Consider the following 26,481-nt stretch of genomic DNA (forward strand, 5'->3'; position numbering starts at 1 on the left):
GCTGCCTGACCTATTAGAGATAGCAAAGGTGAAAAGCCATTGCTGCATGTGCGTAATTCGCGCCGCTAAAAATCGCCAAAAGCCTCGCCCAGACGGCTAGAATTGCGGCTTTTGGGGAGCCGCCATGTCACAACCACAAGCATCCCACCCAATCGGCGTATTCGACTCCGGTGTGGGCGGGTTAACCGTAGTCCGTGCGTTGATGGATCGGCTGCCGTTTGAAAACATTGTGTACTTTGGCGACACCGCCCGCGTGCCTTATGGCGTGAAGTCCGTTTCGACCATCGAACACTTCACCATGCAGATCGTCGACTTCCTGCAAAAACAGCAAGTCAAAATGCTGATCATTGCCTGTAATACCATGGCCGCCGTCGCCGCCGAAAAAGTGCGGGAGATTTCACCGCTGCCCGTGCTGGATGTGATTGCCGCTGGCGCACGCTGCGCTGTGGAAACCACGCAAAGTGGCGGCATTGGGGTGATCGGCACGCCGACCACCATCAACTCCAACGCCTATGCCCGCGCGATTCATCAGCTAAATCCCAACCACCACGTTTACTCCCAGGCGTGCCCGCTGTTTGTGCCGCTGGTTGAAGAAGGCTGGCTGGAGCATCCGGTCACGCGCATGACCGCGCAGGAATATCTCAAGCCGGTGTTTGTGGAGCAGATCGACACACTGGTGCTTGGTTGCACCCATTACCCGCTGCTCAAGCCGTTGTTGTCTGAAGTGGCCGGCAGCCGCCTGAAACTGGTAGATTCGGCCATTGCCATCGCCGACGAAACCGCCGCATTGCTGCAAGAACAGGGTCTGGCCAATCCGCAACGCGGCATGCCGGACTATCGTTATTTCGTCACCGACGTGCCGTTGAAGTTCCGCAGCGTGGGTGAACGCTTCCTCGGGCGCAATCTGGGCGCGATTGAACAAGTCAATATCGACCGGTTGTGATGGCCCGATGAACAAAGAAACCCGCTACGAATTCTACAAACGCCTGGCCGAACTGGACCCGGCGCCCACTACCGAGCTGGAATACACCACGCCATTTGAGTTGCTGGCAGCGGTGTTGTTGTCTGCACAAGCTACCGATGTCGGCGTAAACAAAGCCACGCGACGGATGTTTCCGGTCGCCAACACGCCCGCGGCCATCCTCGCGCTGGGGCAAGAAGGGCTGGAAGGCTATATCGCGACCATTGGCTTGTATCGCAGCAAGGCCAAACACTTGCTGGAAACCTGTCGCATCTTGCTGGAAAAGCACGGTGGTGAAGTCCCACAAGATCGTGAGGCACTGGAAGCGCTGCCGGGTGTGGGCCGCAAGACCGCCAACGTGGTGATGAATACCGCATTCGGCCATCCGACCATCGCCGTGGATACGCATATCTTTCGGGTCTCCAACCGCACCGGGCTCGCCAAAGGTAAAGATGTACGCGCGGTGGAAGACAAGTTGATGAAGGTGACGCCGGCTGAGTTTCAGCTCAACGCCCATCACTGGCTGATTTTGCATGGGCGTTATGTGTGCAAGGCACGCAGGCCGGAGTGCTGGCGGTGTGTGGTGAATGATTTGTGTGATTTCAAACCGAAGGAATTGGTGCCGCCGAAGGGGCGCTAATAACCGGGTTGTTAGTGCCTTTGGCACGAGCGTGAAAAACGTTAGATACCCGGTGGTGACCGGGAGCACGTTTCTTTTCTTTGGGTCGCCAAAGAAAAGAAACCAAAAGAAAGGCGACCCCGCTACCGCAAGGGGGCCCGAAGTCAAAAGCCGAAGCAAACCATCTGTTTGCCAAGATTGCTTGCACGCATCCTGCGGCCCCTCGGTCGGTCGGCGTGATTGGCGATCATTGTTTGCCAGTATCTAAAATCAAACCAAAAGCAAACGATGCTGCAGGATGATTTGGGTCAGTCGTTAATGGCAATCCGGGTTAGTACCTCACAAGAAAAAGGGCCGCATTTGCGGCCCTTTCGTTTCATTAATCCGTCACTCAAAAACTTCCATCATTAAGCGCCTGCGCGCCGCTTGAGCAAGTCGTCGCTTCGCGATTACCACTGCTGGTGGATTGATTGCTCTCCCACGTCGCGGTGGTGCCGTCCCATTTCACATATTTGTACTGGATGGCGGTACTCGCCGGGAGCGAAATGGTGCCAGACCACGTAGCGTTTGCGCCGCTGCCGACGATGGTCAGAGCAAACCCGCTGGCCGGAGTCCAGTTACCAAGGACGGTCTGGTTGCCGACCACGTACAGATTCTGCCCAAAGCTGGTGTTGGCATTGGCGATGGTAAATGTCACCGGGCAAGTAGTGGCACCACCCGAGCCTGATCCACCCAGCTTCTGCCCGGTGTAGATCGCCACCGCTGGCACCGTACTTCCGCCATTGGCAGGCAGGGTAATGGAGGCGTTGCCGCTGGCATCCACCGTCACGCTATCGCTGGCGCAAGCAGTGCCGCTAACCAGGCCATGTACCACGTTGCAATAGGTGCCCGCAGGTAAGCCAGTCTGGAAGGTTTTGCTCCAGGCGCTGGTGTCGTTATTGATGGCCACAAAGCCCACAGCGCCACGGCTAAAGGCAATCTGGTTGCCCGTACCGGTGGTCCAGTTGCTCACGCCCTGGCCGTTGGTGGCGGTACGGAACGCCACCATGTTGGAGATGTCCGACCAGCGATGGATGAAGTCCCAGTTCACATTGATCTGGGCGTTGCCGCTGGCGTCGTACGGGCTGGCGGTGGGCGCATCCTGATCCACGTTGCTGAAACGGAACCCGGATTGGACCTGGGCCTCGCCATACGGCCATGCCAGCATGAAGATATTGGCCAGATCGTAGCGCTTGGTGCCTTGGGAATCGTTGGTTGCACCGGCGTAGTTGCTGGCATTGAGCGAATCCGTCCCACTGCGTTCGGTGTCCCAGTTATTCACAAACACGGTGGCATATTGCGGCTGTACAAAGCCCCAACTGCCGCCCCAGTTACCCGGCGTGCCCATCATGGTCGGCAGGCTGGCCAGATTGTTGCCGTTGTTGTTGCGGAAGGCATCGCGAATGGCATAGGTGAACTGGAACTCGTTGATGGTGCCGTTCTGGAAGTAATCCGAACGCACCACGTTGCCGTCGGGGATCACCTCTTGCGTCACCCAGATGTTCTCGCCCGCCAGCGTGGTCGGATAGGTGGCTTTCACCGTGTTGAGGATGCTGTTCAATGCCGTCGGTTGCTGGTGTTTGGCTGCATCCAGCCGGAAACCATCCACCCCAAGCGAGAGCAGCTTCTTCAGGTAAGAGGAGATCACGCCCTGCACATAACTGCTTTCGGTCGCCAGATCCGGCATGCCGTCCAGGCGACACAACATCACGTTGCTGCGATTGCCGGGGGAGCCGTAATCGCTGGATTGAATGGTGCAATTGGAGTGGAAATCATTACTGGAAAACTGCGGATACGTCAGCGTGCTGGCGTTCCAGGTTGAGCCATCGGTGGCGCTGTAGCTGCTGCTGGAGTCTGCAGCCATCTGGTTCACCACGACGTCGGCGTACACCCGCACATGCGCGGCATGGCATGTGTTGATCATGTTTTGCAGATCAGATTCGTTACCCATGCGGCTGGTGAGGCTGCCGAAATTCACCGGCTGGTACATATCCCACCAGTTGCCGGTCACCTTGGACGCTTGCGGCGGCGATATCTGCACTGCGCCGTAACCTTGCGGGCCGAGAAAATCCGTACATTCCTTGGCGACATCGCTCCACTTCCAGTGGAACAACTGCACCGATGTATAAGAAGGGTTGTAACTGGCCGAGACTACGCCACTGGCCTTGGTCGAGGTGGAATTGCTACTGCCATCTGCTGCGGAGGCGCCGCCGCCACCGCCGCAGGCAATCAATACTGAACACAATGCAGCCGTCGTTACTGTGAGTGTAAATCTCATTTTTCGGTCCTTTTTTGATCTTCTTACCGCTCTTTCCAGGCAAAGACTCCTCAATTTGCCGCCTGAACTCATACCTCCAGTCAAACCGGTTTGAATTCAGAGGGAAGCCTAAGCCACAGGGTTTTTCGTATTCAACTACGCATTTCAATTGAAACTCACTACACAACCACCTGGTTGCACTGCAGGTCACAGCATTTACGCCATCTGCATAGCCAAAAGCTGGGTTTGCAACATCGCGCACATAAAAAACACGCCCGCTTTTCTCCGACAAGCGGCAGCCAATTTGACCGGTTTTGCATCGATTTTATGAATTAAAACCGGTGTGAAGCAGTTAAAAACTGATATTTTCCTTGGCAACCCAGCGCATCGTCATGATTTTGACTACACGTAATTTTGCGTAGTGACTACAACTAAAGCAGAACATTGCTGCGTTGCGACCCTGTCGCGCTCGGGCAGTCTTTTGTCATATCGGCGAGATGAATACATCCGCCAATCCGATGCTGGTGCTCGCACCCATCGAAAAAACCATAAAAACAACCGCACGCAATACCGGGTTATGCGCCGCAGTCACCGGTGCCAATCCGGGAAGGAGACTTTCATGGCAGGCTTGCTACTAAAGGTCGCCCTGGTATTACTGATTGGTGCCGCCATTTTGCGGGTGCATTTACGCGGCCGCGTGCGTCATTCATGGCGCCATCAAGTCTTTGATCATTCATCCGTAGCCGCGCCGGTCAATGTCCTGATGTATGCATGCTCATCCGTGCCGGATACGCCGTTTGTTTGCGTCAGCGCTTTTCCTGATCTGAAAATCCTGCAATCTCACTGGCTGGAAATCCGCGAGGAAGGCCAGCGCTTGCTCGACGCCCAGCATATCCGCGCGGCACAACACAATGACGACGCCGGTTTCAATTCGTTTTTCAAATATGGCTGGAAGCGGTTTTATCTGAAGTGGTACGGCGAAGCGCACCCCTCTGCCGAGGTCCTGTGCCCCCGCACCACGGCGTTGCTGCGTACGTTGCCCAGCGTCAAAGCGGCGATGTTTGCCTGGTTGCCCGATGGCGGCAAACTGAATCCGCATCGAGACCCGTACGCCGGTTCACTGCGTTATCACCTGGGCTTGATCACGCCCAATGACGACCGTTGCTATATCGAAGTGGATGGCCAGCGCTATAGCTGGCGCGATGGCGAAGGCGTGGTGTTTGACGAGACGTTTATCCACCGCGCCGAGAACCACAGTGGTCAGGGTCGGTTAATCCTGTTTTGCGATATCGAACGACCGATGCGCTACTCGTGGGCAAGCACTTTGAATAATTGGGTGGGCCAAAATATTGTCGCCGCCGCCAGTTCACCCAATCGCGATGGTGATCATTGCGGGGCACTCAGTCGCCTGTTTCGTTACGCCGGTTGGGTCGGGGAACACCGCAAGCGCTTCAAACGCTGGAATCCGCGCGTTTACCGTCTTACTCGCGTCGGGCTGATTGGCTCGGTCATTGCCTTGTTTTTGCTTATCTGACTTCGGCTGCGACAGTGCCATTTGTGAGCTAAAGCACGCGGCAGCCACTATTCGCCGCAGAACGGCATGGACAGGCAGCCCCACACTTTGTACGCTCTGCCTCCGTTCCATCGCCCTCTTCCATAACAACAATGAAAAGTCTTTTGTTCGCGGCAATCCTGCTCGCTGCGGCGCCGCTGGCACTGGCCAGCGCCAGCAACTGCCCTGCCCAGTTTTTCTCCGGACGCGCGCCGGATGTACACAACCCCAAGCTGGCACGCGATACCAAACCATTGTGTTTTGATGCCTTTGCCGTGTTGTATTCCGGCGTATCACTCACCCCTTTGTGGTCAGCCGAGCACATCACCCGCCAGCGCGTGCAACAAGCGCGCGAGATGGTGCGTACCGACACCTTTCACGAAGAACCGCAGCTACAGAACATGCCGCACCCGGAACTGGCCGATTACGCCCGCAGCGGTTTTGATCGTGGCCACATGAGCCCGAATGGCGATATGCCAGATAAAGATGCCCAGTTTCAGAGCTTCAGTCTGGCCAATATGATCCCCCAGTCACCGGAAAACAATCGCGGCCTGTGGGCGGGGCTTGAGGCGTCCGTGCGAGACATGGCTGTGCGCGATGGCGAGGTATACGTGGTCACCGGCCCGCTGTTTGAAGGCAGCGCCATCAAGCGCCTCAACAACCGGGTGTTGGTGCCGACGTATCTATACAAAGCGGTCTATAACCCGAGCAAGCAACAAGCGGCGGCGTACGTCACACCCAACGCGCCGGGCGACGATTACCAGGTGGTGTCGATTGCCGAGCTGGAAAAAAGAATCGGCATCAACCCTTTCCCGACCTTGCCCGAAGCCGCCAGACAGCAAGCCATGCGTCTGCCGCCGCCCAAACCGGCCAGCAGCGGGCCTCGCGCCACACATAGCCGCGCTACCCGTGAATCAAGCAGTGACAACGCCATCTGGCGCTGGCTCGAACACGAGTTCTATCGCATGCTCAAACAACTGGTTCGGTCACTCTAAGGAACGCCGCATGGATCATTTCAGCCCTTATGCCAACGAGGCAGACACCTTGCAAATTGGCGAGTTGACACTGGAAAACCGGCTGGATCGCATTGCCGTATTTGGCTCGCTGGATATCACCAAAGATCAAGCTGGGCTGGCGGCGGCGCTGGCATTGCAAACTGCGCTCAACGCGGTTGTACACACCTTGCAAACTGATGCCTTGCCCGAACACATCAGCGTCGCGCCTATCAGCGAAGGCGCCAATCCTTTTTAGCCATTCGCTGACAGCGCCATCCCACATTGGCAGCTAGCATGAAATCTTCCCTTGTTTGAGTCTGGAGTTCCATGAAGCTGCCATCGCCGGATGAACGCCGCCCGCTATTGCTGGCGCGGCGCAACGAAAAAATGGCACGCTCGCCTCACGCTTATGTGCGGGGCAATACCGTCCAGTTTTATGAATGGCTACACAGCCAGCATGGTCACGCCTTACCGCATGGCCCGGCAGTATGGATTTGCGGCGATTGCCATATCGGCAACCTCGGCCCGCTGGGTTATGCCGACGGCGACATCGACGTGCAGATCCGCGATCTGGACCAGACCGTCATCGGCAACCCAGCGCATGATCTGGTGCGCCTGGCTTTGTCGCTCGCGACAGCGGCACGCGGCAGCCGCTTGCCCGGCGTGGTCACCGCCCGCATGCTGGAGCAAATGATGCTGGGCTACGAACAATCATTCTCCGGCAAACCGCGCCCACCCAAAAACCGGCCAGATGCAGTGCAACTGGTGGTGCGCGAGGCGGTGACGCGCTCCTGGAAAGAACTCGCACGGGAGCGGATTGACGACCCCAAGCCGACCATTCCGCGTGGCAAGCATTTCTGGCCGCTCTCCAAGGACGAAAAATCCGCACTTAAAGACTTGTTCCGCCAGCCCGACCTGCAGCATCTGGCCACCCGTTTGAAGTCCCGCGCTGATGATTCGCCAGTCGAACTGCTGGATGCGGCCTATTGGGTCAAAGGCTGTAGCTCACTGGGTTTACTGCGTTATGCATTGTTGCTGGGAATAGGTGAAGGTGAGGACCGCGATTATTGTTTGATGGATGTGAAAGAGGCGATCCGCGCGGCAGCTCCGCGCCATGCGCATGCTCACATGCCTCGCGATAACGGTCAGCGCGTTCGGGAAGGCGCAAAGCATCTGTCTCCCGCGCTGGGCGAACGTCTGGTCGCCACCCGCTTTATGGATCACGCCGTATTCGTGCGTGAGTTATTGCCACAAGATTTGAAGCTGGAAATCGAAACCCTCGATACCGACGAGGCCATGCATGTGGCGTACTACCTGGCTCAGGTTGTGGGTGTTGCCCATGCCCGGCAAATGGACGCCGATACCCGCCGCAGCTGGAAGGCCGAATTGCGGCGCAATCGCAGCAAAACGCTGGATGCGCCCTCCTGGTTATGGAATAGCGTGGTGCAATTGGTGGGGAGTCATGAGCAAGGGTATCTGGAACATTGCCGCAAATATGCACTGCAAATGAGCAGCTAATGTTGTTGGCCTGCCCAATGCCACTTCCATGAATGAGCAACAATAAAGGCCCCCGGAATGGAGGCCTTTATTGCTGGTACGCTAGATAAACGATTTGGCGGGCAATCAGGAAGCTGGAGTCAATTCAAAACCTGCATTGTTTGGATCATTGGTTTTTACCACCAGCACTTTGATCTGATCCGGGGTGACAGCGGCAACGCCTTGTTGTGGCACCACGGTAATCAGCCAATCGGCGTTGTTATCCAGCGAGGTCTGCGTCGACGTGAAAATTGGCGTTTTGGAGCCGGCGTCAGTCACCACCACCGTCACCTGACCGCCGTCCAGATCAATTGAATCTGCACCAGAAGCCGGGTAGGCAGTCTTGAAGCCAATCGCACTAGCCATCGGCGTGGCGCCAGCCAGGGTATCGGTCGATTTAAGCACGTAGATATCCACGTTCCCGGTATTGAACGCCGCATTCAGCGTGCGTACGCGCGCCTTGTCTGACAGCAAACCCTTTTCATACGGATCATCAATCAGCACCGCGTCGTTGGTGGCGCTGGTGCCAGCGACGAAGGCATAGGTGTATTTATGCCCGGTTGCCGCCTTGAAAGAAGCAGTGGAAACCTGGGTAGATGTCCCGGCCAGATTGGCGCTGACGGTGGTCTGGGTGTCATCGATATCAAAATACGCTTTGGTTGCCAGATAGCTCAGGCCGCTAGCGGAGACGTTGCCATTGGTCAGCGCATCAATTTGCGGGCCGTTAGGGAAAGCGTGAATCACCCGCAATGCCGGCTTGCTAAGGCCCAGTCGATCATCCGGGCCATCATCGCCGCCGCAAGCACTGAGCAGCAATACCGAGCCTAATCCGGCAATCAAGGCAATGGCTTTGGCCCAGCGAATAAAGGTGTGTTTGTTATCCTGATTTGCGTGCTTCATTGTTAAATCTCCTTCGTTTATTGGCGAGGTAATTTGCATTGCAGATGCCAAACCTGAAACGAAAGATAGGCCGTATTTTTTGGAGAAAATACCGGACGAGCGCGTAGTATTTGCCAGGAATAGACCTACAACCACTGACAGACTAAATCTGGATTACACATAAGACGGATTCAATCTCAGGTCAGAAAAGGCGCGACTGTGATTGATCAGCGCAGATTAACCGCACAGCAAAACCGTAGCGCGCAATTGCCGGGTTTTGGCTTATAGGGCGACCTCTTGTGCACTATCACCGGACCATCGGCAGGGCTGATCAGCACATCAGCATATATAATCTTGCCCCTTCATCACGGGTCAGACGCGATCCGGCTACAAGCCGCGCCAATGCTTCATAATGCGATTTTGTGATATTCATATCACCACAAAGATTTTGCAGTTATAAAGCAACTCATTAACATGGCGCCTTGGGTCATCTCACCCGATAATTTCCATAATTTTGCGTAACCCACAAGGTTGCTTCGTGATTGAATTTATTGATGTCCACAAGTCTTTCAATGTGGACGGCCGGGCCATCCCGGCGCTCAACGGCATCGATCTGAAAATTGAGGCTGGCGAGATTTTCGGCATTATTGGTCACTCCGGTGCGGGTAAATCCACGCTGGTGCGCTTGATTAACCTGCTGGAAAAACCCACTTCCGGGCGCGTACTGATTGATGGCGTGGAAATCACCGCCTCCGATTCAGCGCAGTTGCGCGAGCAGCGCCGCGGCATTGGCATGATCTTTCAGCATTTCAATCTGTTATCCAGCAAGACCGTGGCCGACAACGTGGCTTTTCCGCTCAAGCTGGCAGGCATGTATTCATCGGTACAGATCAAGGATCGCGTGGAGCAGTTGCTGGCCCGCGTGGGTCTGGCGGACCACGCCAACAAATATCCGGCGCAGTTGTCCGGCGGCCAGAAACAACGCGTCGGCATCGCCCGCGCTTTGGCGACCAACCCCAAAGTGCTGCTGTGTGATGAAGCCACCAGCGCGCTGGACCCGCAGACCACGCAATCGGTGCTGCAATTGCTGGCCGAGATCAACCGCGAATTCAATCTGACCATCGTGGTCATCACGCATGAAATGGATGTGATCCGCCGCATTGGTGACCGCGTGGCCGTGCTGGACGCCGGGCGCGTGGTGGAAGTGGGTAACGTGGCCGACGTGTTTTTGCATCCGCAACACGTCACCACCCAGCGTTTTGTACAAGAAGCGGAAAACGTCGACGAAGCCGAAGAAACCGATGCCTACGCTCACGTGCCGGGCCGCATTGTGCGGCTGACTTTTCGCGGCGAGCAGACTTATGAACCGGTGCTGGGCCAGGTGGCGCGCGAGACTGGCGTGGACTTCAGTATTTTGTCTGGCCGGATCGACCGCATCAAAGACACGCCTTATGGCCAGCTGATTCTGTCGATTACCGGTGGCCAACCAGAAATTGCCCTGCAGCGCTTTAGCGACGCTGGCCTGACCGTGGAGATTTTGCGCGGATGAACGATCTTTTTGCGAACGTGGACTGGTCCGATATCTGGCAAGCCACGCAAGATACTTTGTTGATGCTGGCGGGTTCGTCGCTGTTCACGCTGGTGCTGGGCCTGCCCTTGGGCGTGCTGCTGTTTCTGACCGGCCGCAAGCAATTACTGGAACAACCTGCGGTGTATGGCGTGTTGTCATTCGTGGTGAACGTGCTGCGCTCGGTGCCATTTGTGATTCTGCTGATCGTGATGATCCCGTTCACGGTATTGCTCACCGGCACGTCGCTGGGTGTGGCCGGGGCGATTCCGCCGCTGGTCGTCGGCGCTACACCGTTCTTTGCCCGACTGGTGGAAACCGCGTTGCGCGAAGTGGATCGCGGCATTATCGAAGCCACTCAGGCCATGGGCGCCACCACTCGCCAGATCATTTCCGGCGCACTGTTGCCGGAAGCTCGCCCCGGCATTCTGGCGGGAGCTACCGTCACCGCCATTACTCTGGTGTCTTACACCGCCATGGCGGGCGTCATTGGCGGCGGCGGCTTGGGCGATCTAGCCATTCGTTACGGCTACCAGCGCTTTCAGACTGACGTGATGGTCGTCACCGTGCTGATCTTGATCGTGCTGGTGCAAATTCTGCAAATGATCGGGGACAAACTGGTGGTGCATTTTTCGCGCAAGTAAACCCGTGGGCTTTACGCTTTCCCCGCAGTTTTTCATTGACCGCAACCCAGGGGAAAGCACCATGAACAAAGCCGAAGTCATTCTCGCCGTCAGCGCCAGGTCGGGCATTAATGCCGCCGATTGCGAAAAGGTGCTGGAAGCATTTGAAAAGATACTGGACGACGAGTTATCTGCGTCGCCCACCATCGGCAAGGTCACCGACCGGCTGTTTGGCCTGTTTGGCTACACCAGGACGCCTTGAGCACGCATGACTACCTGTTGAGTCAGACCTGACTGTTTCACTTACTGATGCGCCGCGGCGATCGTCGCGGGGCATCGAATCACTGTTTCTAACAAGGAAACCGCAACAATGAAAAAACTGCTGACTCTGCTGGCTGCCGCGCTGGCCTTCAATGCCCACGCCGCCGAAAAGATTTCGGTTGCCGCCACTGCCGTGCCACACGCTGAAATCCTCGAGTTCGTGAAGCCGATCCTGGCCAAAGAAGGCGTGGATCTGGATATCAAAGTATTCAGCGACTACGTGCAACCCAACGTGCAAGTGGCCGAAAAACGCCTGGATGCCAACTTCTTCCAGCACAAGCCGTATCTGGCCGAGTTCAACAAAGGCAAAGGCACCAACCTGGTCCCCGTGGTCGGCGTACACGTTGAGCCGTTTGGTGCGTATTCCAGCAAAATCAAGAAACTGGCTGATCTGAAAGACGGTGCCACCATCGCGATTCCGAACGACGCCACCAACGGCGGTCGCGCCTTGTTGCTGCTGGATAAAGAAGGCGTGATCAAGCTGAAAGATGCCAACAACATTCTGGCCACCCCGAAAGACATCGCACAGAATCCGAAGCACCTGAAGTTCAAGGAACTGGAAGCTGCTACGCTGCCACGCGTGCTGAACCAGGTTGATCTGGCCCTGATCAACACCAACTACGCGCTGCAAGCCAAGCTGAACCCGACCAAAGATGCACTGGCCATCGAAGGCGCGCAATCGCCATACGTGAACGTACTGGTTGCTCGCCCCGACAACAAAGACAGCGACGCCATGAAAAAACTGGCCGCCGCTCTGACCAGCCCGGAAACGAAGAAATTCATCCAGGACAAGTATCAAGGCGCGGTTGTTCCGGCGTTCTGATTTGCCTGTTTGAAAGTACCTAATGAAAAAACCCGGCCAGAATGGTCGGGTTTTTTGTTGGCAGCGCGGTCCGCTCACTATTACGCGGGAATCTCACCAAAGCGGTAGATATCCATCCCCAATACACCTTCAGTCACCGCCGTGTATTCACGCACCGCAGTTTCGCCATCAGCCGCGCCCATCGCCACGTACAACGGCAAGATGTGATCTTGCGACGGATGTGCGCGCACGCCACCCGGAGATTGCTGGCGATAGTCGAGCAGTGCCGTGACATCTTTGGCGACGATATGTTGATGCATCCAGTCCATAAATGCGGGCACATAAGCCGGAATCTGCGGGCCTTCGCTCACGCCGGGAATGATGTCGCGCAGATTATGGGTGATGCTGCCGGAGCCAATAATCAGAATGCCCTCGTCACGCAGCTTGTTCAACGCGCGGCCCACGGCGTAATGCCAGTCGGTGTCGCGGCGTAAATCCAGCGCCATCTGCACCACCGGAATATCGCCTTGCGGGTACATCGATTTCAGCGGCACCCACGCGCCATGATCCAGCCCGCGTTGCGGGTCCAGCATAACCTGCAGACCCAGCGCGCCAAATTCATCGGCAATTTCTTTGGCCAGTTCAGGTACGCCAGGCACCGGATATTGCTGGTCATACAGCGGCGCCGGAAAACCGTAAAAGTCATGGATGGTATCCAGTTCTGCGGCAGTGGTAACGCCGCTGTTTTCGTGATGCCAATGGGCTGAAACCATCAAAATGGCACGAGGCCGCGGCAGGCTGGCCGCCACTCGTGCCCAGGCCTCACCCGTTTTTCCGGCATCCAGCGCCAGCATGGGCGAGCCGTGCGAGACAAACAGAGTTGGCAAACGGGTCATGGTGTACTCCTGAATAGGTATGGGTAATCACTGACCGTCAGTTTGCAACTTGAGCCCGCCGACATAAAGATCGCCAGCAAGGATGATTTATTGCTGCAGTAGGGACAATCTCGCCACACCCGATGCCACCGGGCCGGAAACAAATGGCCGTGAGGTGCGCGCTGTTCTTATAATGCAGATCGACTCATTACGACATTTACTCCCATACCATGCAGGATGCACCTCACGCCGAAGATGATTATTTCCAGGAACATTTTCCGGGAAACACCATCCAGGACTCGCGTAAAGACACACGTTATCTGGTGAACTGGCGGGTGGCCATTGTGTATCCGGATAGTGAAGAGCGGCTGTCATTTCGCGTACGCGCTTTTGATATTTCGTCCAACGGCCTGAGCCTGCATTCAGATTTCAGCCTGCCGACGTCGGATCGCGTCACGGTATTGATCAGCATTCCCGCCACCAACGCAGGCCAACGCCCCAAAATCGTCGAAGTCAAAAGCCGCGTGGTGTACACGGTGCTTTCCGGTGAATTCAACGTGTTTCGCACCGGCGTGCAATTTGTTGAATTCAAGCGCGACGGCAAAGCCCTTCTGAGGCAAACCCTGGCGGCACGTGTGCCCGCGCCCTTTGCGGTGCGCCCCGACTGAGCTGTTGTTAAGCGGTAGCCATTTGACCCGCAAACGCCGTACCGCACGCTTGCCAGTCCGGGCGGCGGCCCGTTCAACTCACATCTATGCGACAATCGCCGGGATATTTTCTGGCGATTCCCACCATGCATAACCAGCTGGCAACCCGAGGTCGTTTCATCACCGTAGAAGGCGTGGATGGCGCGGGAAAAAGCACTCAACTGAACTGGATCGACCGCTGGCTCACCAGCGAGCGCATCGCCCACGTGGTGACCCGTGAACCTGGCGGCACGCCGCTGGGTGAAAAATTGCGGGCGTTGTTGCTAAACGAACCCATGCACCTGGAAACCGAGGCGCTGCTGATGTTTGCCTCTCGCCGCGAACATATCGCCGGGGTTATTGAACCGGCACTGGCGCGAGGCGAATGGGTGTTGTGCGACCGTTTCAGCGATGCCACTTACGCCTATCAAGGTGGTGGCCGTGGCCTGGCGCGAGATAAATTCGAAGCGCTGGAACAGTGGGTGCAAGGTGGTCCGGCGCAAATGTTGCAGCCAGATCTGACCCTGCTGTTTGATGTTCCGCCCGAAGTCAGCCAGGCGCGTATCGCCCAAAGCCGTGAACTCGATCGCTTTGAGCGCGAGGCAGCCCAGTTTCATGAGCGTGTCCGCGCGGCCTATCTGGAACGCGCCAAGGCGGCACCGCAACGCTTCAAGGTGATTAACGCTGCCCGCCCGATCGAAACCATTCAGGCCGATTTGCAGAAGTTTCTGAGCGGCTGGTCGCACGAGCATCTGGCATGACGCAATACGAGCTTTACCCTTGGCAGACGGCCCAATGGCAGCAGTTCATGCATGATCCGGCACGACTGCCGCATGCATTGTTGTTGACTGGCGAACCAGGTATCGGCAAACGCCGCTTTGCCGAACGCCTTGCCGCCTGGTATCTGTGCGAGAACAAAGATCGTGCGCTGGCGCCTTGTGGTGTGTGCGAGGGTTGTCGCTGGCAAGCCGCGGGCAATCACCCGGACTTTCGCATTCTGGCTCCGGCTGATCCGGTGGATGAAGAACTGGAAGACACCAAAGCCAAGCGCAAGCAGCCGATTATTGGCGTGGATGAAATCCGCGAGCTGGCCGACTTCGTCAATCTCTCGGCCCACCGCAATGGCGCGCGGGTTACGCTGGTTTATCCGGCAGAAGCCATGAATACCGCCGCGGCCAACGCCTTTCTAAAAACGCTGGAAGAGCCTCCCGCAGGCGCCCAGTTCATTCTGGTGGCACATCAGGCCCGGCGCTTGTTGCCCACCATCCGCAGTCGTTGTCGTGTGTTGCCGCTCACCACGCCGGATCGCGCCTCAGCAACAGTCTGGCTGAATGAACAAGGCGTGGCCGATGCCGAGTTGCATCTGGCCCACACTGGCGGTTCACCGCTGGCCGCGCTGGAAGAAGCTGACGCCGAATGGCAGCCTTTGTGCACCAGCGTGCTTAACCAGATCAGCGCGCCGGGGTCGCTTAATGTGCTGGGGCTGGCCGCCGAGATCGAAAAAGCCAAGGTTGAGCCGGCGAAAGTGATCGAATGGCTGCAGAAATGGACCCACGATCTGATTGCTTTAGGCATGTCCGGGCGGATTCGCTATTATCCAGATCGAGAGCCTGCGCTTACAAAGTTAGCACCACGCGCGCCGCGTATGCTCAAATACGTGGACCGGTTGCAGCAGGCTCAACGGCTGGCGCATCACCCACTGAACGCCCGATTGGTATTTGAATCGCTGTTGTTCGATTATCTGGCTGCATTACGCGGCAAGCTGACAGGATAAACCGACATGAATGAACCCGTCCGCACCGGGACAACCCGCCCTGGTGTGCTCTCGCTGAACATCAAGGAAAAAGCGGCACTGTATGCGTCGTATATGCCTTTTGTGAAAGGTGGCGGCATTTTCATTCCCACCAACAAGCCTTACCGGCTGGGTGACGAAGTGTTCATGTTGTTGTCCCTGCTGGACGATCCGGCCAAGATTGCCGTGTCCGGCCACGTAATCTGGCTGACCCCGACCGGCGCGCACAACAATCACCAGCAAGGCATAGGCGTGCGTTTTTCCGGCAATGAAGCCGGCACGCAAGCACGTAACAAGATCGAGGCGTTGCTGGGCGGCTATCTGCAATCGGCCCGCACCACGCACACGATGTAACCACCGCAGCTGGCACACCGTGCCCCTGACAGCAAGCTGTTGATTTACAATGAACAGGCCGCCACTACGCGGCCTGTTTGTTTTCCCGATTCCTGCTTTCCGGATTAGCCCTGTATGTTTGTCGACTCGCATTGCCATCTCAATTTCCCCGACCTGGTCAGCAACCTGGATCAGCATCTGGCCACCATGGCGGACAACAAAGTCACGCACGCACTGGTCGTGGCCGTGAACTTGCCCGATCTGCCCAGCGTGCTGAGTCTGGCGCAGTCGCAACCCAACCTGTTTGCTTCGGTAGGCGTGCATCCGGATTACGAAGACACCATCGAACCGACGGTTGAACAATTGGTGGAACTGGCACGGCAGCCCAAAGTGGTCGCCATCGGAGAAACCGGGCTGGATTACTTTCGGCTGGAAGGTGATCTGGAATGGCAACGCGAGCGCTTTCGCACCCACATCCGCGCATCACGGGCAACGGGTTTGCCGTTGATCATCCATACTCGCTCGGCGGCAGAAGACACCATCCGCATCATGAAAGAAGAAGGCGCCGATAAGTTCGGCGGCGTGATGCATTGCTTTACCGAATCCTGGGATGTGGCCAAAGCGGCGATTGACCTCAATTTTTATATCTCGTTCTCCGGCATCGTCACCTTCAAAAAGGCCGAGGAACTGAAGGAAGTCGCCAAGCGCGTGCCGCTGGATCGCATGCTGATCGAGACCGACTCGCCCTATCTGGCGCCAGTGCCGTTTCGCGGAAAAATGAATCAGCCGGGCTGGGTGCGTCACGTGGCGGAACATATCGCCGAATTGCGTGGCGAAACGCTGGCCACCATCGCCAACGCCACCACCGCCAACTTCTTCAAACTGTTTGCCCAGGCGAGGGCAGTGCAATGAACGCGGTGGTTGAAGCGACCTTGCTGGGCGTTGGCTCCAGTGGCGGCTCACCGGCGCTCGGCTGCCAATGCGCCACCTGCACTTCAACCGACCCCAAAAATCGCCGCACCCGCGCCAGCGCCATAATCAAGGCTGGTGGACTGACGTTTTTGATTGATACCGGCCCGGATTTACGCCAGCAAGTCCTGCGCGAAGGCCTGCTGCATATAGACGCCGTGCTCTATACGCACCCGCATGCCGACCACCTGCATGGCATTGATGACTTGCGTGCCTTTTGCTGGCTCAACCGTGCGGCAATTCCGGTCTATGGCAATACCTTGATGGCCGAGCACATCAAAAGCCGCTTCAGCTATACGTTGCTGGCACCGGGCGAGTACTGGGACAAACCGGTACTGACGCTGACCGAAATTGACGACCAGCCGTTCAAGATCAAGGACGTCACCATCACGCCGATTCCGCTGATGCATGGCAAGTGGCCGATTCTGGGCTATCGCATCGGCAACGTGGCGTATCTGACCGACGTATCGCTTATTCCCGAAGAGAGTTACGAGCGACTGGCAAATCTGGACGTGCTGTTTCTGGATTGTCTGCGCCCTATTCCACATCCGACTCATTTCGGTGTAGATCAGGCACTGGAAGCGGCGCAACGCATCAAAGCGCGCCGCACCGTGCTGATCCACATGACCCACGAACTGGAATTTCATGCATTGTCCGCTCGCCTGCCTGACGGCATTGAAGTGGGTTACGATGGATTGCACGTGATTGCGGAGCGCTGACATGACACAAGACCTGAACGTCCTTGGTTTACCGCTGGTGGCTTGCAGCCTTGATCCGCTCACCGGCTTCACCCGCAATGGGTGTTGTGGCGAGCATGAAGACGACGCCGGCAAGCACACGGTCTGCGTGCAAATGACGGCCGAGTTTCTGGCGTTTTCCAAAGCACAGGGTAACGACCTTTCCACGCCACGGCCGGAATGGGGTTTTGATGGCCTCAAACCCGGCGACCACTGGTGCCTGTGCGAGGCCCGCTGGATAGAGGCACTCACCGCAGGCAAGGCACCCAAGGTCATCATGGCCGCCACGCATGAATCTATCCTCGAACATGTTTCGCTGGAAACACTGGTGAATTTCTCGCTGGATTACTCGCGCCACTGAATCTGGTTGGCACGCCCTGGCAAACAATAATTGCCGATATCAAGCAAACCTGGCCAATTCAGGCCTTACCACGCGAGGCGTTGCACTCGCATAATGAATGCCCAGACAAATTGAGACGGACTCAGGGGCATTCATGGTATCGGGCAACATTCTGACTTTAGCTGGCTGGCGCCGCGGCACCGTTCATAGCGCGGCAGGCCGCGTCAGCGCCATTGACGCCATCTCGGCTGATCCGGCCAACAACACCGACGGTTACGTCCTGCCCGGCTTTATCGACTTGCATGTACATGGTGCCAATGGCGCCAATATCATGGATGGCGCCGAAGCCGCTGCCGTTATTTCGCGCATGCACGCCAGCCACGGCACCACCGCCCTGCTGGCCACGACGGTAAATGCACCGCACGAGCGTTTGTTTGCGCTGCTGCAAGCGCTGGCAGACCCCATCGCCCATCGTCCTGCTGGCGGCGCGCGGTTTCTGGGCGTACATCTGGAAGGCCCGTACGTGAATCCTGGCCGCCTGGGTGGGCTGCCTGACCACACCCGCACCGCCGTCATGGCCGAGCTGGAACAATATCTGGCCACGGTGCCGGTCAAGATCATTACCCTCTCGCCGGAGATTGCCGGGCACGGCGAGATCATCCAGATTCTGGCGGCGCGTGGCGTGCGCGTGCAGATCGGCCACTCGCTAGGCACGTACGAAGAAGGCGTGGCCGCGCTGGAACATGGTGCCAGTGGCTTTACCCATCTTTACAACGCCATGTCGCCGCTCGGCCACCGCGCACCCGGCATGGTCGGCGCAGCGCTGGCACATGCCGAATATAGCGAACTGATTCCGGATCTGATCCACGTGCATCCGGGTGCCATGAAAGTCGCCCTGCGCGCCATTCCCAAGCTCTATTGCGTGACGGATGCGTCGGTCGCCACCGGCTTGCCCGACGGCGAATACACCAAGGACGAAGGCCGCACCATCACCAAGTGCATGGGCGGTGTGCGTCTGCCCGATGGCACGCTGGCTGGCAGTGCGCTGACCATGGATCAAGCCTTGCGCAACCTGGTCTCTCTTGGCCTGACGCTGGAAGACGCATCCAGCCGCCTCTCGCGCAATCCGGCGGATTATCTGGGGCTGGCAGATCGCGGTCGCATTGGCGTGGGCGCATGGGCCGACTGGGTAGTACTGGATCGGGACTTGAATGTCACTGCGGTTTATGTCGAAGGCGAACAGGTACACGCGGTTGGTTGAGGCCATCAGCATCTCGCTGACACAAAAAAAGCCCACGTCAGCGTGGGCTTTTTTGCGGTGACAATGGCGCTGCCGGTCATTCGAAATGATAAGCGTAGCGCATCAGCAAAAAGTCGATACCCGGATTGGGCTTGTCCAGACCACCATTGGAGAAGTGATGGAAGTTAATCCCCACTTCCTGGCGACCGGCATCAAAACCGCAACCAGCACCAATACGATCGCTGAACTGGGCATGCGAAGTCAGGTCATGGTCATCCGTGACTTTGTGCTCGCTCAGGTACGCAACACCGACGCCGAGCTCAACAAACGGTTTGCACCAGTTGGCGCCCACGTTGAACTGGTAGCGAAACATCGGCACCACATCGACATCGAACGCGGTGGTGTCTTGCGGCTTGAATGCGCCCATGGCGAACTCCCAGTACCCGGTGAGGTAACCGGTGGACGTTTCAAACCAGCGGGTGTCCCAGTCTTTGGTCACGGATAAACGCAAGACGTCGGGCGTGTTTTCTCCGTGGGGGCGAGTGGATTCTCCGAGCGCAGCCGAGAATGAATCAATCGGTGCCGCCTGGGCACCACATACGGCCGAAGCCAGTGCAAGGGTGAGTAGTATCTTTTTCATGGCGCGGTAATGTTACTCTCGTTGTAATTGTGGCTACTTGAAAAACAGCTTCCAGCACTCCAGACAATCTGCGCCGCATACATTATCACCGCGCTATGCCGCCCGCCTGTAGGTGATCTACTGATCCCGTTCGCGATATGGTTTTATATTGATGCGAAGGTATAACGCGCCTGGACCAGAAAAGTTGTACCTGGAAGAGAGCAATATCTGGCGGCGTTTGCCTTACAATCAAGCATCCCGGCCCGCGCCGTTTTTTGCCCCCTGCCGCTTCACAAGAGCGGCAAATATGGAGCCCGTATGCAGTCCAGTGATTTCGTGCAATGGTTTCGCCAAGCCGCCCCTTATATTCACGCCTTTCGTGGTCGCACTTTTGTGATCGCTTTGGGTGGCGAAGTGGTGCGCGATGGCCGCTTTTTTACGCTGACACACGATATCAATCTGCTAACGAGTCTGGGGGTGCGACTGGTAGTGGTGCATGGTGCCCGCCCACAAATTGAAACCCGGTTGACCGAACGCGGCCTGAGCGTGCATTACCACAAGGGTGTGCGCGTAACCGATGCCGAAACGCTCGAATGCGTGATTCAGGCAGTCGGTCAGGTGCGGGTGGAAATCGAATCGCTGCTGTCGATGGGTCTGGCCAACTCGCCCATGGCCAACGCACATATCCGCGTTTCTGCCGGTAACTTCGTCACCGCTCAACCTATGGGCGTGCGTGATGGGCTGGATCTGATGTACACCGGCGAAGTGCGCAAAGTGGATACCACTGCCGTGAATTACCGGCTGGATGATGGCGAAATGGTGCTGCTGTCCACCTTGGGTTATTCGCCGACCGGCGAGATTTTCAACCTGACACTGGAAGACGTCGCCACCAGCGCCGCGATCGCCCTGCGCGCTCACAAACTGCTGTTCCTGTTTGGTCAGGAAGGCGTGGTCGATGCCAGCGGTGAACTGCAGACCGAAATGACCGCGCTGGAAGCCGAGCAGTTTCTGGCCGCCAACCCCAACGTCAACGAAGACGTCCGGCTGTATCTGCCCTGCGCGATCAAAGCGGTGCGCCGGGGCGTGGCGCGGGCGCATCTGGTTAGCCACAACGTCGACGGCGCCATGCTGATGGAGTTGTTCAGCCACGAAGGCGTCGGCACCATGGTCTCACGCGAAACGCTGGAGACCATGCGCCACGCAGTCATTGATGATGTTGGCGGTATGTTGCAGCTGATTGAACCACTGGAAGATCAAGGCGTGCTGGTTAAACGCGGCCGCGAATTGCTGGAGCGCGAAATCAACCGGTATTCGGTGCTGGAACACGATGGCAAGATCATCGGCTGCGTGGCAGTGCACCCGTTTGCCGATAGCCAGATGGCCGAAATGGCCTGCCTGGTTGTTCACCCCGATTACCGTGATGAAGACCGTGGCGCCGTGTTGTTGCGTCATGTGGAACAGCAAGCGCGCAGCCAGGGCATGACAGCACTGTTTGCGCTGACCACGCGGACTTCACATTGGTTTGTCGAGCGCGGCTTCGCCCAAGCCACTGTCGATGAATTGCCGATGGAGAAAAAGAGCCTGTACAACTATCAGCGCCGCTCCAAAGTGTTTATCAAACAGCTGCGTTAAGGCCCGGAAATCCATCGACCACCCGGCGCAATCACTGTATCGGCCAGGTTGCGCCGGTGTTGTACCTCCTGCAAAGCCTATGCAAGCGGTATATTGAACGGCCGCTTTGTTGTAAAGCTTTGGGCAGTAAAGGATTCATCATGCGCTTTGATCTCTGGCTGGCATTTATCGCCACCACCCTGCTTATTTCCGCCACGCCTGGCCCGAACATGTTGCTAATGCTGTCTCACGGCACGCGTTACGGCTGGAAGGCCACCACCTCTACGATGGCAGGCGCCTTTACCGGGCTTGGCATTCTGTTCACTGCATCGGCGTTTGGACTGGCGGCGATTCTGGCGGCATCGGCCACTTTGTTTTTCGTCCTGAAACTGATCGGCGCGGCGTATCTGGTTTATCTGGGTTGGCAAAGCTGGAAGGCCGGCTCGGAACTCGCCCTGCCCAAAGCCAATAGTGATACGGCGAGCTCACGTTACCGGCTGGGGCTGACTGTTGCGTTATCCAACCCGAAGGCCATCTTGTTTGCCGGTGCCTTCTTGCCGCAGTTTGTAGACCCGCATCTGCCGCAACAGCAACAATGGATTGTGCTGCTGGCCACCTTCTTTGTGATCGAATCCAGCTGGCAAGTAGCCTACGCCGCTGGCGGCGCCAAACTGGCCGCGTGGCTGGCCAGCCCTTCGCGAGTGAAGATGTTCAATCGCGGCTGCGGCGGGGCATTCTTTGCGGTCGGTGGTTTGCTGGCGTTTGCCCGGCGTTAAGCGTTACGCAAATTGCGAGCGAAAAAAAGGAGCCGATCGGCTCCTTTTTTACATCCATACACCTCACAAATCGATTTCCATATTGTCGATCAGACGCGTTTTGCCGATGCGTGCGGCGATCAGCAGCACGATATGGTGATCGGTATGCGTGGCCGGTTTGAGGGTCAGCGCATTGCGCGCCTCAACATAATCAATCTGCCCCCAACCGCGCGCCGTGAGGTCGGCGATGGTTTCGTTGGCCAGTTTTTCATAATCGCGCTCACCGGCCTCAATGGCGGTTTTCATGCGTGACAGGTGATGAAAAATACGCGGTGCTTCGGCCAGTTCTTCCGGCGTGAGATAACCATTGCGCGATGACAGTGCCAGACCATTGGCTGCGCGGCCAGTATCGACCGGGATAATCTGCACCGGCTGGTTCAACTCCTCAACCATGCTCTGGATGATGAACAGTTGCTGGTAGTCTTTCTTGCCAAAGCACGCCACCGTGGGCTGCACGATATTGAACAACTTGGTCACCACCGTGGCCACGCCGCCAAAATGCCCGGGGCGGAACGCGCCACAGAGTTCATCCTGGATCGCCGGGGGATCGACTTTGTAATGCTGCACCACGTGCGGATAAAGTTCTTTTTCATCCGGCGCGAACACCACAGCATTGCTGGCCACCGCGCCGATCAAATCAGCATCGGCCTGCAGGGTGCGTGGGTAACGGTCGAAATCTTCGCCCTGACCAAATTGCAGCCGGTTCACAAAAATGCTTACCACCACATGATCGGCGTGTTTTTGCGCTTCGCGAATCAGCGCCATGTGCCCCTGATGCAGGTTGCCCATGGTGGGGACAAAAGCCACCTTGCCAGCGTTGGCGCGCCATGCGCGCAGTTCAGCGATGCTATGGATGATTTTCATATCGGACCTGAATGTCTGATTATTTGATAGTTTGATGTGAATTGCGCAGAGTCGTTCTGGTAATGCTTGCTACCAATAAATCTTTACTGCGCCGCGCCCAGATCGCCGCGAGTCACGGCCTCATGCAACTGCTGTTCGATCTGCACCCAGATCGACGGGAACACGCCAGATACCTTGGGTCGATTCATGCCCACGACCTGATCAATGCGGATGCCGTTTTCGCGCCAGCTCTGGCCGCCACTATTCAGGTTTTGCAGCATGGGCATCATGCGATCAATCGCGCGGGCATAACGCGCTTCGGGCGAATCACCGGTGGTGAATTCGCGCCACAGGCTAAACAGCCATTCGCCAGTTTCAGCAGGCAACAAGCCAAAAATGCGTTCGGCCCCGGCCATTTCTTTGGCTTCGGCTGCAGCCCGACCGGCTGCGTCATACACGTTTACGTCGCCAGCATCGATCTCGGGAATATCGTGTACCAGCAACAACTGGGTAATGCGGGAGATATCGACAGCCTCGGCGGCAAACGGCACCACCGACATGGCCAGCAGGCAAATCTGCCAACTGTGTTCAGCGGTGTTTTCGTAACGAGTCTGCCCGAGTGGACGATTCTTGCGCAGCACGCCTTTGAGCTTTTCCAGCTCCAGCATGAATGAGGTAACTGCAGCGAAATCGGTACTGAGCGGCGCGGTCATCAGAACGAATGCTCGTCTGCCGGGAAGGTCGAACCCTTCACCGCTTTCACATAGTTCTCGACCGCGCCCTGAATGCTGCTAGCACCGGTCATGAAGTTCTTCACGAAGCGCGCTTTCTTGCCCGGATACACACCGAGCATGTCATGCAATACCAGCACCTGGCCATCGCAATCCACGCCCGCACCAATGCCGATATTGGGAATGCTGAGCGACTCGGTCACGGCTTTGGCCACGGCGGCGGGTACCATTTCCATCAGGATCAAACTGGCACCCGCGGCTTGCAGCGCCAAGGCGTCGCGCTTGAGCGTTTCGGCTTCAAACTCGGTTTTGCCCTGCACCTTGTAACCGCCGTACAGATTGACGGACTGCGGCTGCAGGCCAATGTGCATACAGACCGGGATACCACGATTCACCAGGAAATCTACGGTTTCGGTCATCACCATCCCGCCTTCGAGCTTGACCATTTCGGCACCGGCCTGCATCAACCGCACTGCGCTATCAAACGCTTGCTGCGGGCTGCCCTGGTAGCTGCCAAACGGCAGGTCGGCCAGCACCAGCGCATCTTTGGTGCCTTTGGCAACGCAGGCGGTGTGATAGATCATGTGATCCAGCGTCACCGGCAAGGTTGAAGTCTGCCCTTGCACCACGTTGCCCAGCGAATCACCAATCAACAGGATATCCACGCCGGATTCATCCAGCAGCGTGGCAAAACTGGCGTCGTAACAGGTCAGCATGGCGATCTTCTGGCCATCCTGCTTCATTTTGTTCAGCGTGTTGATGGTGACTTTCATGGTGGTAAATCCTGTCAGTACGGTCTGTTGCGAATTACAGAAGGTAGGCGCTGCGCCAGATCATGGTGCAGCGCGCAATGCCAGTTTAGCCCAAGGGATGCAATTGCTGGCTGGCGACTTTCCCCAGGAAGGCTGTTGCAGGGCCAAGTCCGGGAATGATGACGTCTGGTGCGATCTCGGTCAGAGGCACCAGCACAAACGCGCGCTCATGCATGCGCGGGTGCGGAATGGTCAGGTGTTCTTGCTGCAGGCTGAGGTCGTCATACAACAGGACGTCCAGATCAAGCGTGCGCGGGGCATTGCGAAAAGTGCGCTCGCGGCCTTGCGCGGCTTCGATATCCAGCAGCGCCTGCAGCAAGGCGGCAGGCGCTAGCTCTGTCTGCAACTCGGCCACGGCGTTTACAAAATCCGGCTGGTCGGCATAACCCACCGGAGCCGACGCGTAAAAGCGCGAGCATGTCACGAGCCGGGTTCCGGCTAGCTCGTCCAGCTGTTTGACGGCAGCCTGCAACTGGGCTGCCGGATCATCCATATTGGCGCCCAAAGCGACAAAGGCGCGGTGCGTCTGACTCATGCTGCGTTACCGCTGTCACCGCCGGATTTGGAGCCTTCCGGCTTGGCACCGCCTTTACCGGTCGGTTTGCGCCGACGCCGTTTGCGATCCGGGCCTTTTTGCGGGCCGGTTACGCGCGCGATCATGGCGGAACGGGTTTCTTCATCGCAGTACTGGAACTGGGTCCACCACTCGACCAGTTCTTTGTCGATCAGGCCACACTCGCCGCGCAACGCCAGGAAGTCATACGCGGCACGAAAACGCTGTTGCTCCAGCAAGCGGAACGGACGGCTACCGACGCGTTGTTCAAAGCGCGGTTGCAGCAACCAGATTTCTTTCATGGCTGCGCCGTAACGGTTAGGAATCGCCAGCCGTTTTTCGACAGTGGCTTCCACTTCGTTCATGGCCGCCACCAGCGCCGGCACCGGGTATTCACCGGCCGCCTGACGCTTTTGCCAGTTGGCTTCGACTTCATGCCACAGCAACGCGGCAAACAGGAAACCAGCCGAAACGGGCTTGTCTTCGGCCAGGCGTTGATCGGTGTTGGCCAAAGCCTTTTGCAAGAACTGCAGGGTTTCCGGCTTTTGCAGCAGCTGATCCAGCACCGGGAACAGATAGCGGTGCAGGCCGTCGGCCTTGAGCGCCATCAGGCAATCCCAGGCGCGTCCAGACAACAGCAGCTTCATCATTTCATCGAACAAACGTGCCGACGGAATGTTCTGCAGCAAGCCGGCACATTCGGCAATCGGCTTCCTGGTCGGTGGTGCAATTTCCAGTCCCAGCTTGGCCGACAGGCGGATCGCCCGCAGCATACGCACCGGGTCTTCGCGGTAACGAATGCCAGGATCGCCAATCATCACCAGACGTTTGGCTTCGAGGTCATCCACGCCATGATGGAAATCGAGGATTTCTTCGCGATTCGGGTCGTAATACAGCGCATTAACGGTGAAGTCGCGGCGCAGTGCATCGTCTTCCAGTGAGCCGTAAACGTTGTCGCGCAGGATGCGGCCCGCTTCGTCAGTCGGTGCTTCGCCCGCGCCGCGAAAGGTGGTGACTTCGATAATTTCTTCGCCGCCGCGTTCATAAAACGGCACATGCACGATGCGAAAACGCCGCCCGATAATGCGGGAGCGATTGAACACGTGGCGAACTTGCTCCGGCGTGGCACTGGTAGCCACGTCAAAGTCTTTGGGCGATTTGCCCAGCATCAGGTCGCGTACCGCGCCGCCGACCACATAGGCTTCATAGCCAGCGTCTTGCAGGCGATCACAGACCTTGAGTGCGCCGGAGTGAATATCCTCGCGACGAACTCCATAATGTTTGGCGTGCAAAACACGTTTGCCCGGGCGCCGTAGCACCTTGCCGATCAGTTTGCGAATCATCATTTGACCAAAAGAAGCTGGCATATGCAGG

The 26,481-nt window shown here is 57.3% G+C and carries 29 protein-coding genes; 20 read left to right on the plus strand and 9 right to left on the minus strand.

The window, feature by feature from the left end:
* The first annotated feature begins 124 nt into the window (after positions 1-124).
* Positions 125-943: a glutamate racemase gene (gene murI / locus P4L78_RS21730; protein WP_309330695.1), complete on the plus strand. Its 819-nt coding sequence runs from the start codon at positions 125-127 to the stop codon at positions 941-943.
* Between the two features lie 7 nt (positions 944-950).
* A complete protein-coding gene (nth, locus tag P4L78_RS21735) occupies positions 951-1,601 on the plus strand; it encodes an endonuclease III (protein WP_283148173.1) in 651 nt (216 codons plus the stop codon).
* 370 nt (positions 1,602-1,971) lie between these two features.
* On the opposite strand, the gene P4L78_RS21740 is transcribed toward nth, so the two are convergent.
* Positions 1,972-3,897: a carbohydrate-binding module family 20 domain-containing protein gene (locus P4L78_RS21740; protein ID WP_309330697.1), complete on the minus strand. Its 1,926-nt coding sequence runs from the start codon at positions 3,895-3,897 to the stop codon at positions 1,972-1,974.
* 598 nt (positions 3,898-4,495) lie between these two features.
* On the opposite strand from P4L78_RS21740, the gene P4L78_RS21745 reads away from it, so the two are divergent.
* The 4 genes from P4L78_RS21745 to P4L78_RS21760 all read left to right on the plus strand — a co-directional run bounded on the left by P4L78_RS21745 (position 4,496) and on the right by P4L78_RS21760 (position 7,941).
* Positions 4,496-5,410, plus strand: coding sequence for an aspartyl/asparaginyl beta-hydroxylase domain-containing protein (locus P4L78_RS21745; RefSeq protein WP_283148171.1), 915 nt, complete (start codon positions 4,496-4,498; stop codon positions 5,408-5,410).
* 143 nt (positions 5,411-5,553) lie between these two features.
* The gene (locus P4L78_RS21750) at positions 5,554-6,423 is read left to right on the plus strand and encodes a DNA/RNA non-specific endonuclease (RefSeq protein WP_309330699.1); all 870 of its coding nucleotides are present in this window, start codon (positions 5,554-5,556) and stop codon (positions 6,421-6,423) included.
* Positions 6,424-6,433: 10 nt separating this feature from the next.
* The gene (locus P4L78_RS21755; RefSeq protein WP_309330701.1) at positions 6,434-6,679 is read left to right on the plus strand and encodes a hypothetical protein; all 246 of its coding nucleotides are present in this window, start codon (positions 6,434-6,436) and stop codon (positions 6,677-6,679) included.
* A gap of 71 nt (positions 6,680-6,750) precedes the next feature.
* Positions 6,751-7,941, plus strand: a complete 1,191-nt coding sequence (locus P4L78_RS21760) for a DUF2252 family protein (RefSeq protein ID WP_309330703.1) — start codon at positions 6,751-6,753, stop codon at positions 7,939-7,941.
* 105 nt (positions 7,942-8,046) lie between these two features.
* Here P4L78_RS21760 and P4L78_RS21765 read toward each other — a convergent pair whose 3' ends face one another.
* Positions 8,047-8,859, minus strand: coding sequence for a DUF4397 domain-containing protein (locus P4L78_RS21765; protein ID WP_309330705.1), 813 nt, complete (start codon positions 8,857-8,859; stop codon positions 8,047-8,049).
* Between the two features lie 517 nt (positions 8,860-9,376).
* Here P4L78_RS21765 and P4L78_RS21770 point away from each other — a divergent pair.
* From P4L78_RS21770 to P4L78_RS21785, 4 genes are all read left to right on the plus strand, one after another.
* Positions 9,377-10,387: a methionine ABC transporter ATP-binding protein gene (locus P4L78_RS21770; RefSeq protein WP_309330707.1), complete on the plus strand. Its 1,011-nt coding sequence runs from the start codon at positions 9,377-9,379 to the stop codon at positions 10,385-10,387.
* Positions 10,384-11,049, plus strand: coding sequence for a methionine ABC transporter permease (locus P4L78_RS21775; RefSeq protein ID WP_309330709.1), 666 nt, complete (start codon positions 10,384-10,386; stop codon positions 11,047-11,049). Before P4L78_RS21770 ends, P4L78_RS21775 begins: the two co-directional genes overlap by 4 nt.
* Before the next feature lie 61 nt (positions 11,050-11,110).
* Positions 11,111-11,290: an HU family DNA-binding protein gene (locus tag P4L78_RS21780; RefSeq protein ID WP_283148164.1), complete on the plus strand. Its 180-nt coding sequence runs from the start codon at positions 11,111-11,113 to the stop codon at positions 11,288-11,290.
* Positions 11,291-11,398: 108 nt separating this feature from the next.
* Positions 11,399-12,172, plus strand: a complete 774-nt coding sequence (locus P4L78_RS21785) for a MetQ/NlpA family ABC transporter substrate-binding protein (RefSeq protein ID WP_283148163.1) — start codon at positions 11,399-11,401, stop codon at positions 12,170-12,172.
* An 80-nt stretch (positions 12,173-12,252) separates the two neighbouring features.
* Here P4L78_RS21785 and P4L78_RS21790 read toward each other — a convergent pair whose 3' ends face one another.
* Positions 12,253-13,047 carry a class III extradiol ring-cleavage dioxygenase gene (locus P4L78_RS21790; protein ID WP_283148162.1) on the minus strand — a complete coding sequence of 265 codons (795 nt, stop codon included), beginning with the start codon at positions 13,045-13,047 and terminating at the stop codon, positions 12,253-12,255.
* Between the two features lie 209 nt (positions 13,048-13,256).
* Here P4L78_RS21790 and P4L78_RS21795 point away from each other — a divergent pair, with 209 nt between their 5' ends.
* The 8 genes from P4L78_RS21795 to nagA all read left to right on the plus strand — a co-directional run bounded on the left by P4L78_RS21795 (position 13,257) and on the right by nagA (position 19,144).
* The gene (locus P4L78_RS21795) at positions 13,257-13,694 is read left to right on the plus strand and encodes a PilZ domain-containing protein (protein ID WP_309330711.1); all 438 of its coding nucleotides are present in this window, start codon (positions 13,257-13,259) and stop codon (positions 13,692-13,694) included.
* A 125-nt stretch (positions 13,695-13,819) separates the two neighbouring features.
* Positions 13,820-14,473, plus strand: a complete 654-nt coding sequence (gene tmk, locus P4L78_RS21800) for a dTMP kinase (protein WP_283148160.1) — start codon at positions 13,820-13,822, stop codon at positions 14,471-14,473.
* Positions 14,470-15,486, plus strand: a complete 1,017-nt coding sequence (holB, locus tag P4L78_RS21805) for a DNA polymerase III subunit delta' (RefSeq protein WP_283148159.1) — start codon at positions 14,470-14,472, stop codon at positions 15,484-15,486. Before tmk ends, holB begins: the two co-directional genes overlap by 4 nt.
* Positions 15,487-15,492: 6 nt before the next feature.
* Positions 15,493-15,858, plus strand: coding sequence for a PilZ domain-containing protein (locus tag P4L78_RS21810; RefSeq protein WP_283148158.1), 366 nt, complete (start codon positions 15,493-15,495; stop codon positions 15,856-15,858).
* A 114-nt stretch (positions 15,859-15,972) separates the two neighbouring features.
* On the plus strand, positions 15,973-16,749 hold the full coding sequence (locus P4L78_RS21815) for a TatD family hydrolase (protein WP_309330713.1): 777 nt from the start codon (positions 15,973-15,975) through the stop codon (positions 16,747-16,749).
* A complete protein-coding gene (locus P4L78_RS21820) occupies positions 16,746-17,525 on the plus strand; it encodes an MBL fold metallo-hydrolase (protein ID WP_309330716.1) in 780 nt (259 codons plus the stop codon). Before P4L78_RS21815 ends, P4L78_RS21820 begins: the two co-directional genes overlap by 4 nt.
* A gap of 1 nt (position 17,526) precedes the next feature.
* Positions 17,527-17,904 carry a DUF2237 domain-containing protein gene (locus P4L78_RS21825; protein ID WP_309330718.1) on the plus strand — a complete coding sequence of 126 codons (378 nt, stop codon included), beginning with the start codon at positions 17,527-17,529 and terminating at the stop codon, positions 17,902-17,904.
* Positions 17,905-18,037: 133 nt separating this feature from the next.
* On the plus strand, positions 18,038-19,144 hold the full coding sequence (gene nagA, locus P4L78_RS21830; protein ID WP_309330719.1) for an N-acetylglucosamine-6-phosphate deacetylase: 1,107 nt from the start codon (positions 18,038-18,040) through the stop codon (positions 19,142-19,144).
* A gap of 76 nt (positions 19,145-19,220) precedes the next feature.
* On the opposite strand, the gene P4L78_RS21835 is transcribed toward nagA, so the two are convergent.
* Entirely contained in the window at positions 19,221-19,763 is a 543-nt protein-coding gene (locus P4L78_RS21835; RefSeq protein WP_309330721.1) for an acyloxyacyl hydrolase, read from the minus strand.
* 297 nt (positions 19,764-20,060) lie between these two features.
* Between P4L78_RS21835 and argA the strand changes: the two genes are divergently transcribed.
* Together argA and P4L78_RS21845 are read left to right on the plus strand one after the other, a co-directional pair.
* The gene (gene argA / locus P4L78_RS21840) at positions 20,061-21,374 is read left to right on the plus strand and encodes an amino-acid N-acetyltransferase (protein ID WP_283148152.1); all 1,314 of its coding nucleotides are present in this window, start codon (positions 20,061-20,063) and stop codon (positions 21,372-21,374) included.
* A gap of 140 nt (positions 21,375-21,514) precedes the next feature.
* The gene (locus tag P4L78_RS21845; RefSeq protein WP_309330724.1) at positions 21,515-22,129 is read left to right on the plus strand and encodes a LysE family translocator; all 615 of its coding nucleotides are present in this window, start codon (positions 21,515-21,517) and stop codon (positions 22,127-22,129) included.
* Between the two features lie 63 nt (positions 22,130-22,192).
* Here the strand turns inward: P4L78_RS21845 and panC are convergent, their stop codons facing one another.
* The 5 genes from panC to pcnB all read right to left on the minus strand — a co-directional run bounded on the left by panC (position 22,193) and on the right by pcnB (position 26,450).
* Positions 22,193-23,032, minus strand: coding sequence for a pantoate--beta-alanine ligase (panC, locus tag P4L78_RS21850; protein WP_283148150.1), 840 nt, complete (start codon positions 23,030-23,032; stop codon positions 22,193-22,195).
* 83 nt (positions 23,033-23,115) lie between these two features.
* Entirely contained in the window at positions 23,116-23,724 is a 609-nt protein-coding gene (locus P4L78_RS21855; RefSeq protein WP_309330727.1) for an HD domain-containing protein, read from the minus strand.
* The gene (gene panB / locus P4L78_RS21860; RefSeq protein WP_283148148.1) at positions 23,724-24,515 is read right to left on the minus strand and encodes a 3-methyl-2-oxobutanoate hydroxymethyltransferase; all 792 of its coding nucleotides are present in this window, start codon (positions 24,513-24,515) and stop codon (positions 23,724-23,726) included. Before panB ends, P4L78_RS21855 begins: the two co-directional genes overlap by 1 nt.
* An 85-nt stretch (positions 24,516-24,600) precedes the next feature.
* Positions 24,601-25,089, minus strand: a complete 489-nt coding sequence (gene folK, locus P4L78_RS21865) for a 2-amino-4-hydroxy-6-hydroxymethyldihydropteridine diphosphokinase (protein ID WP_309330729.1) — start codon at positions 25,087-25,089, stop codon at positions 24,601-24,603.
* On the minus strand, positions 25,086-26,450 hold the full coding sequence (gene pcnB / locus P4L78_RS21870) for a polynucleotide adenylyltransferase PcnB (RefSeq protein WP_283151447.1): 1,365 nt from the start codon (positions 26,448-26,450) through the stop codon (positions 25,086-25,088). Before pcnB ends, folK begins: the two co-directional genes overlap by 4 nt.
* Positions 26,451-26,481 lie beyond the last annotated feature (31 nt).

This window comes from Silvimonas sp., from assembly GCF_031291215.1.
In the GTDB taxonomy this organism is placed as follows: domain Bacteria; phylum Pseudomonadota; class Gammaproteobacteria; order Burkholderiales; family Chitinibacteraceae; genus Silvimonas; species Silvimonas soli.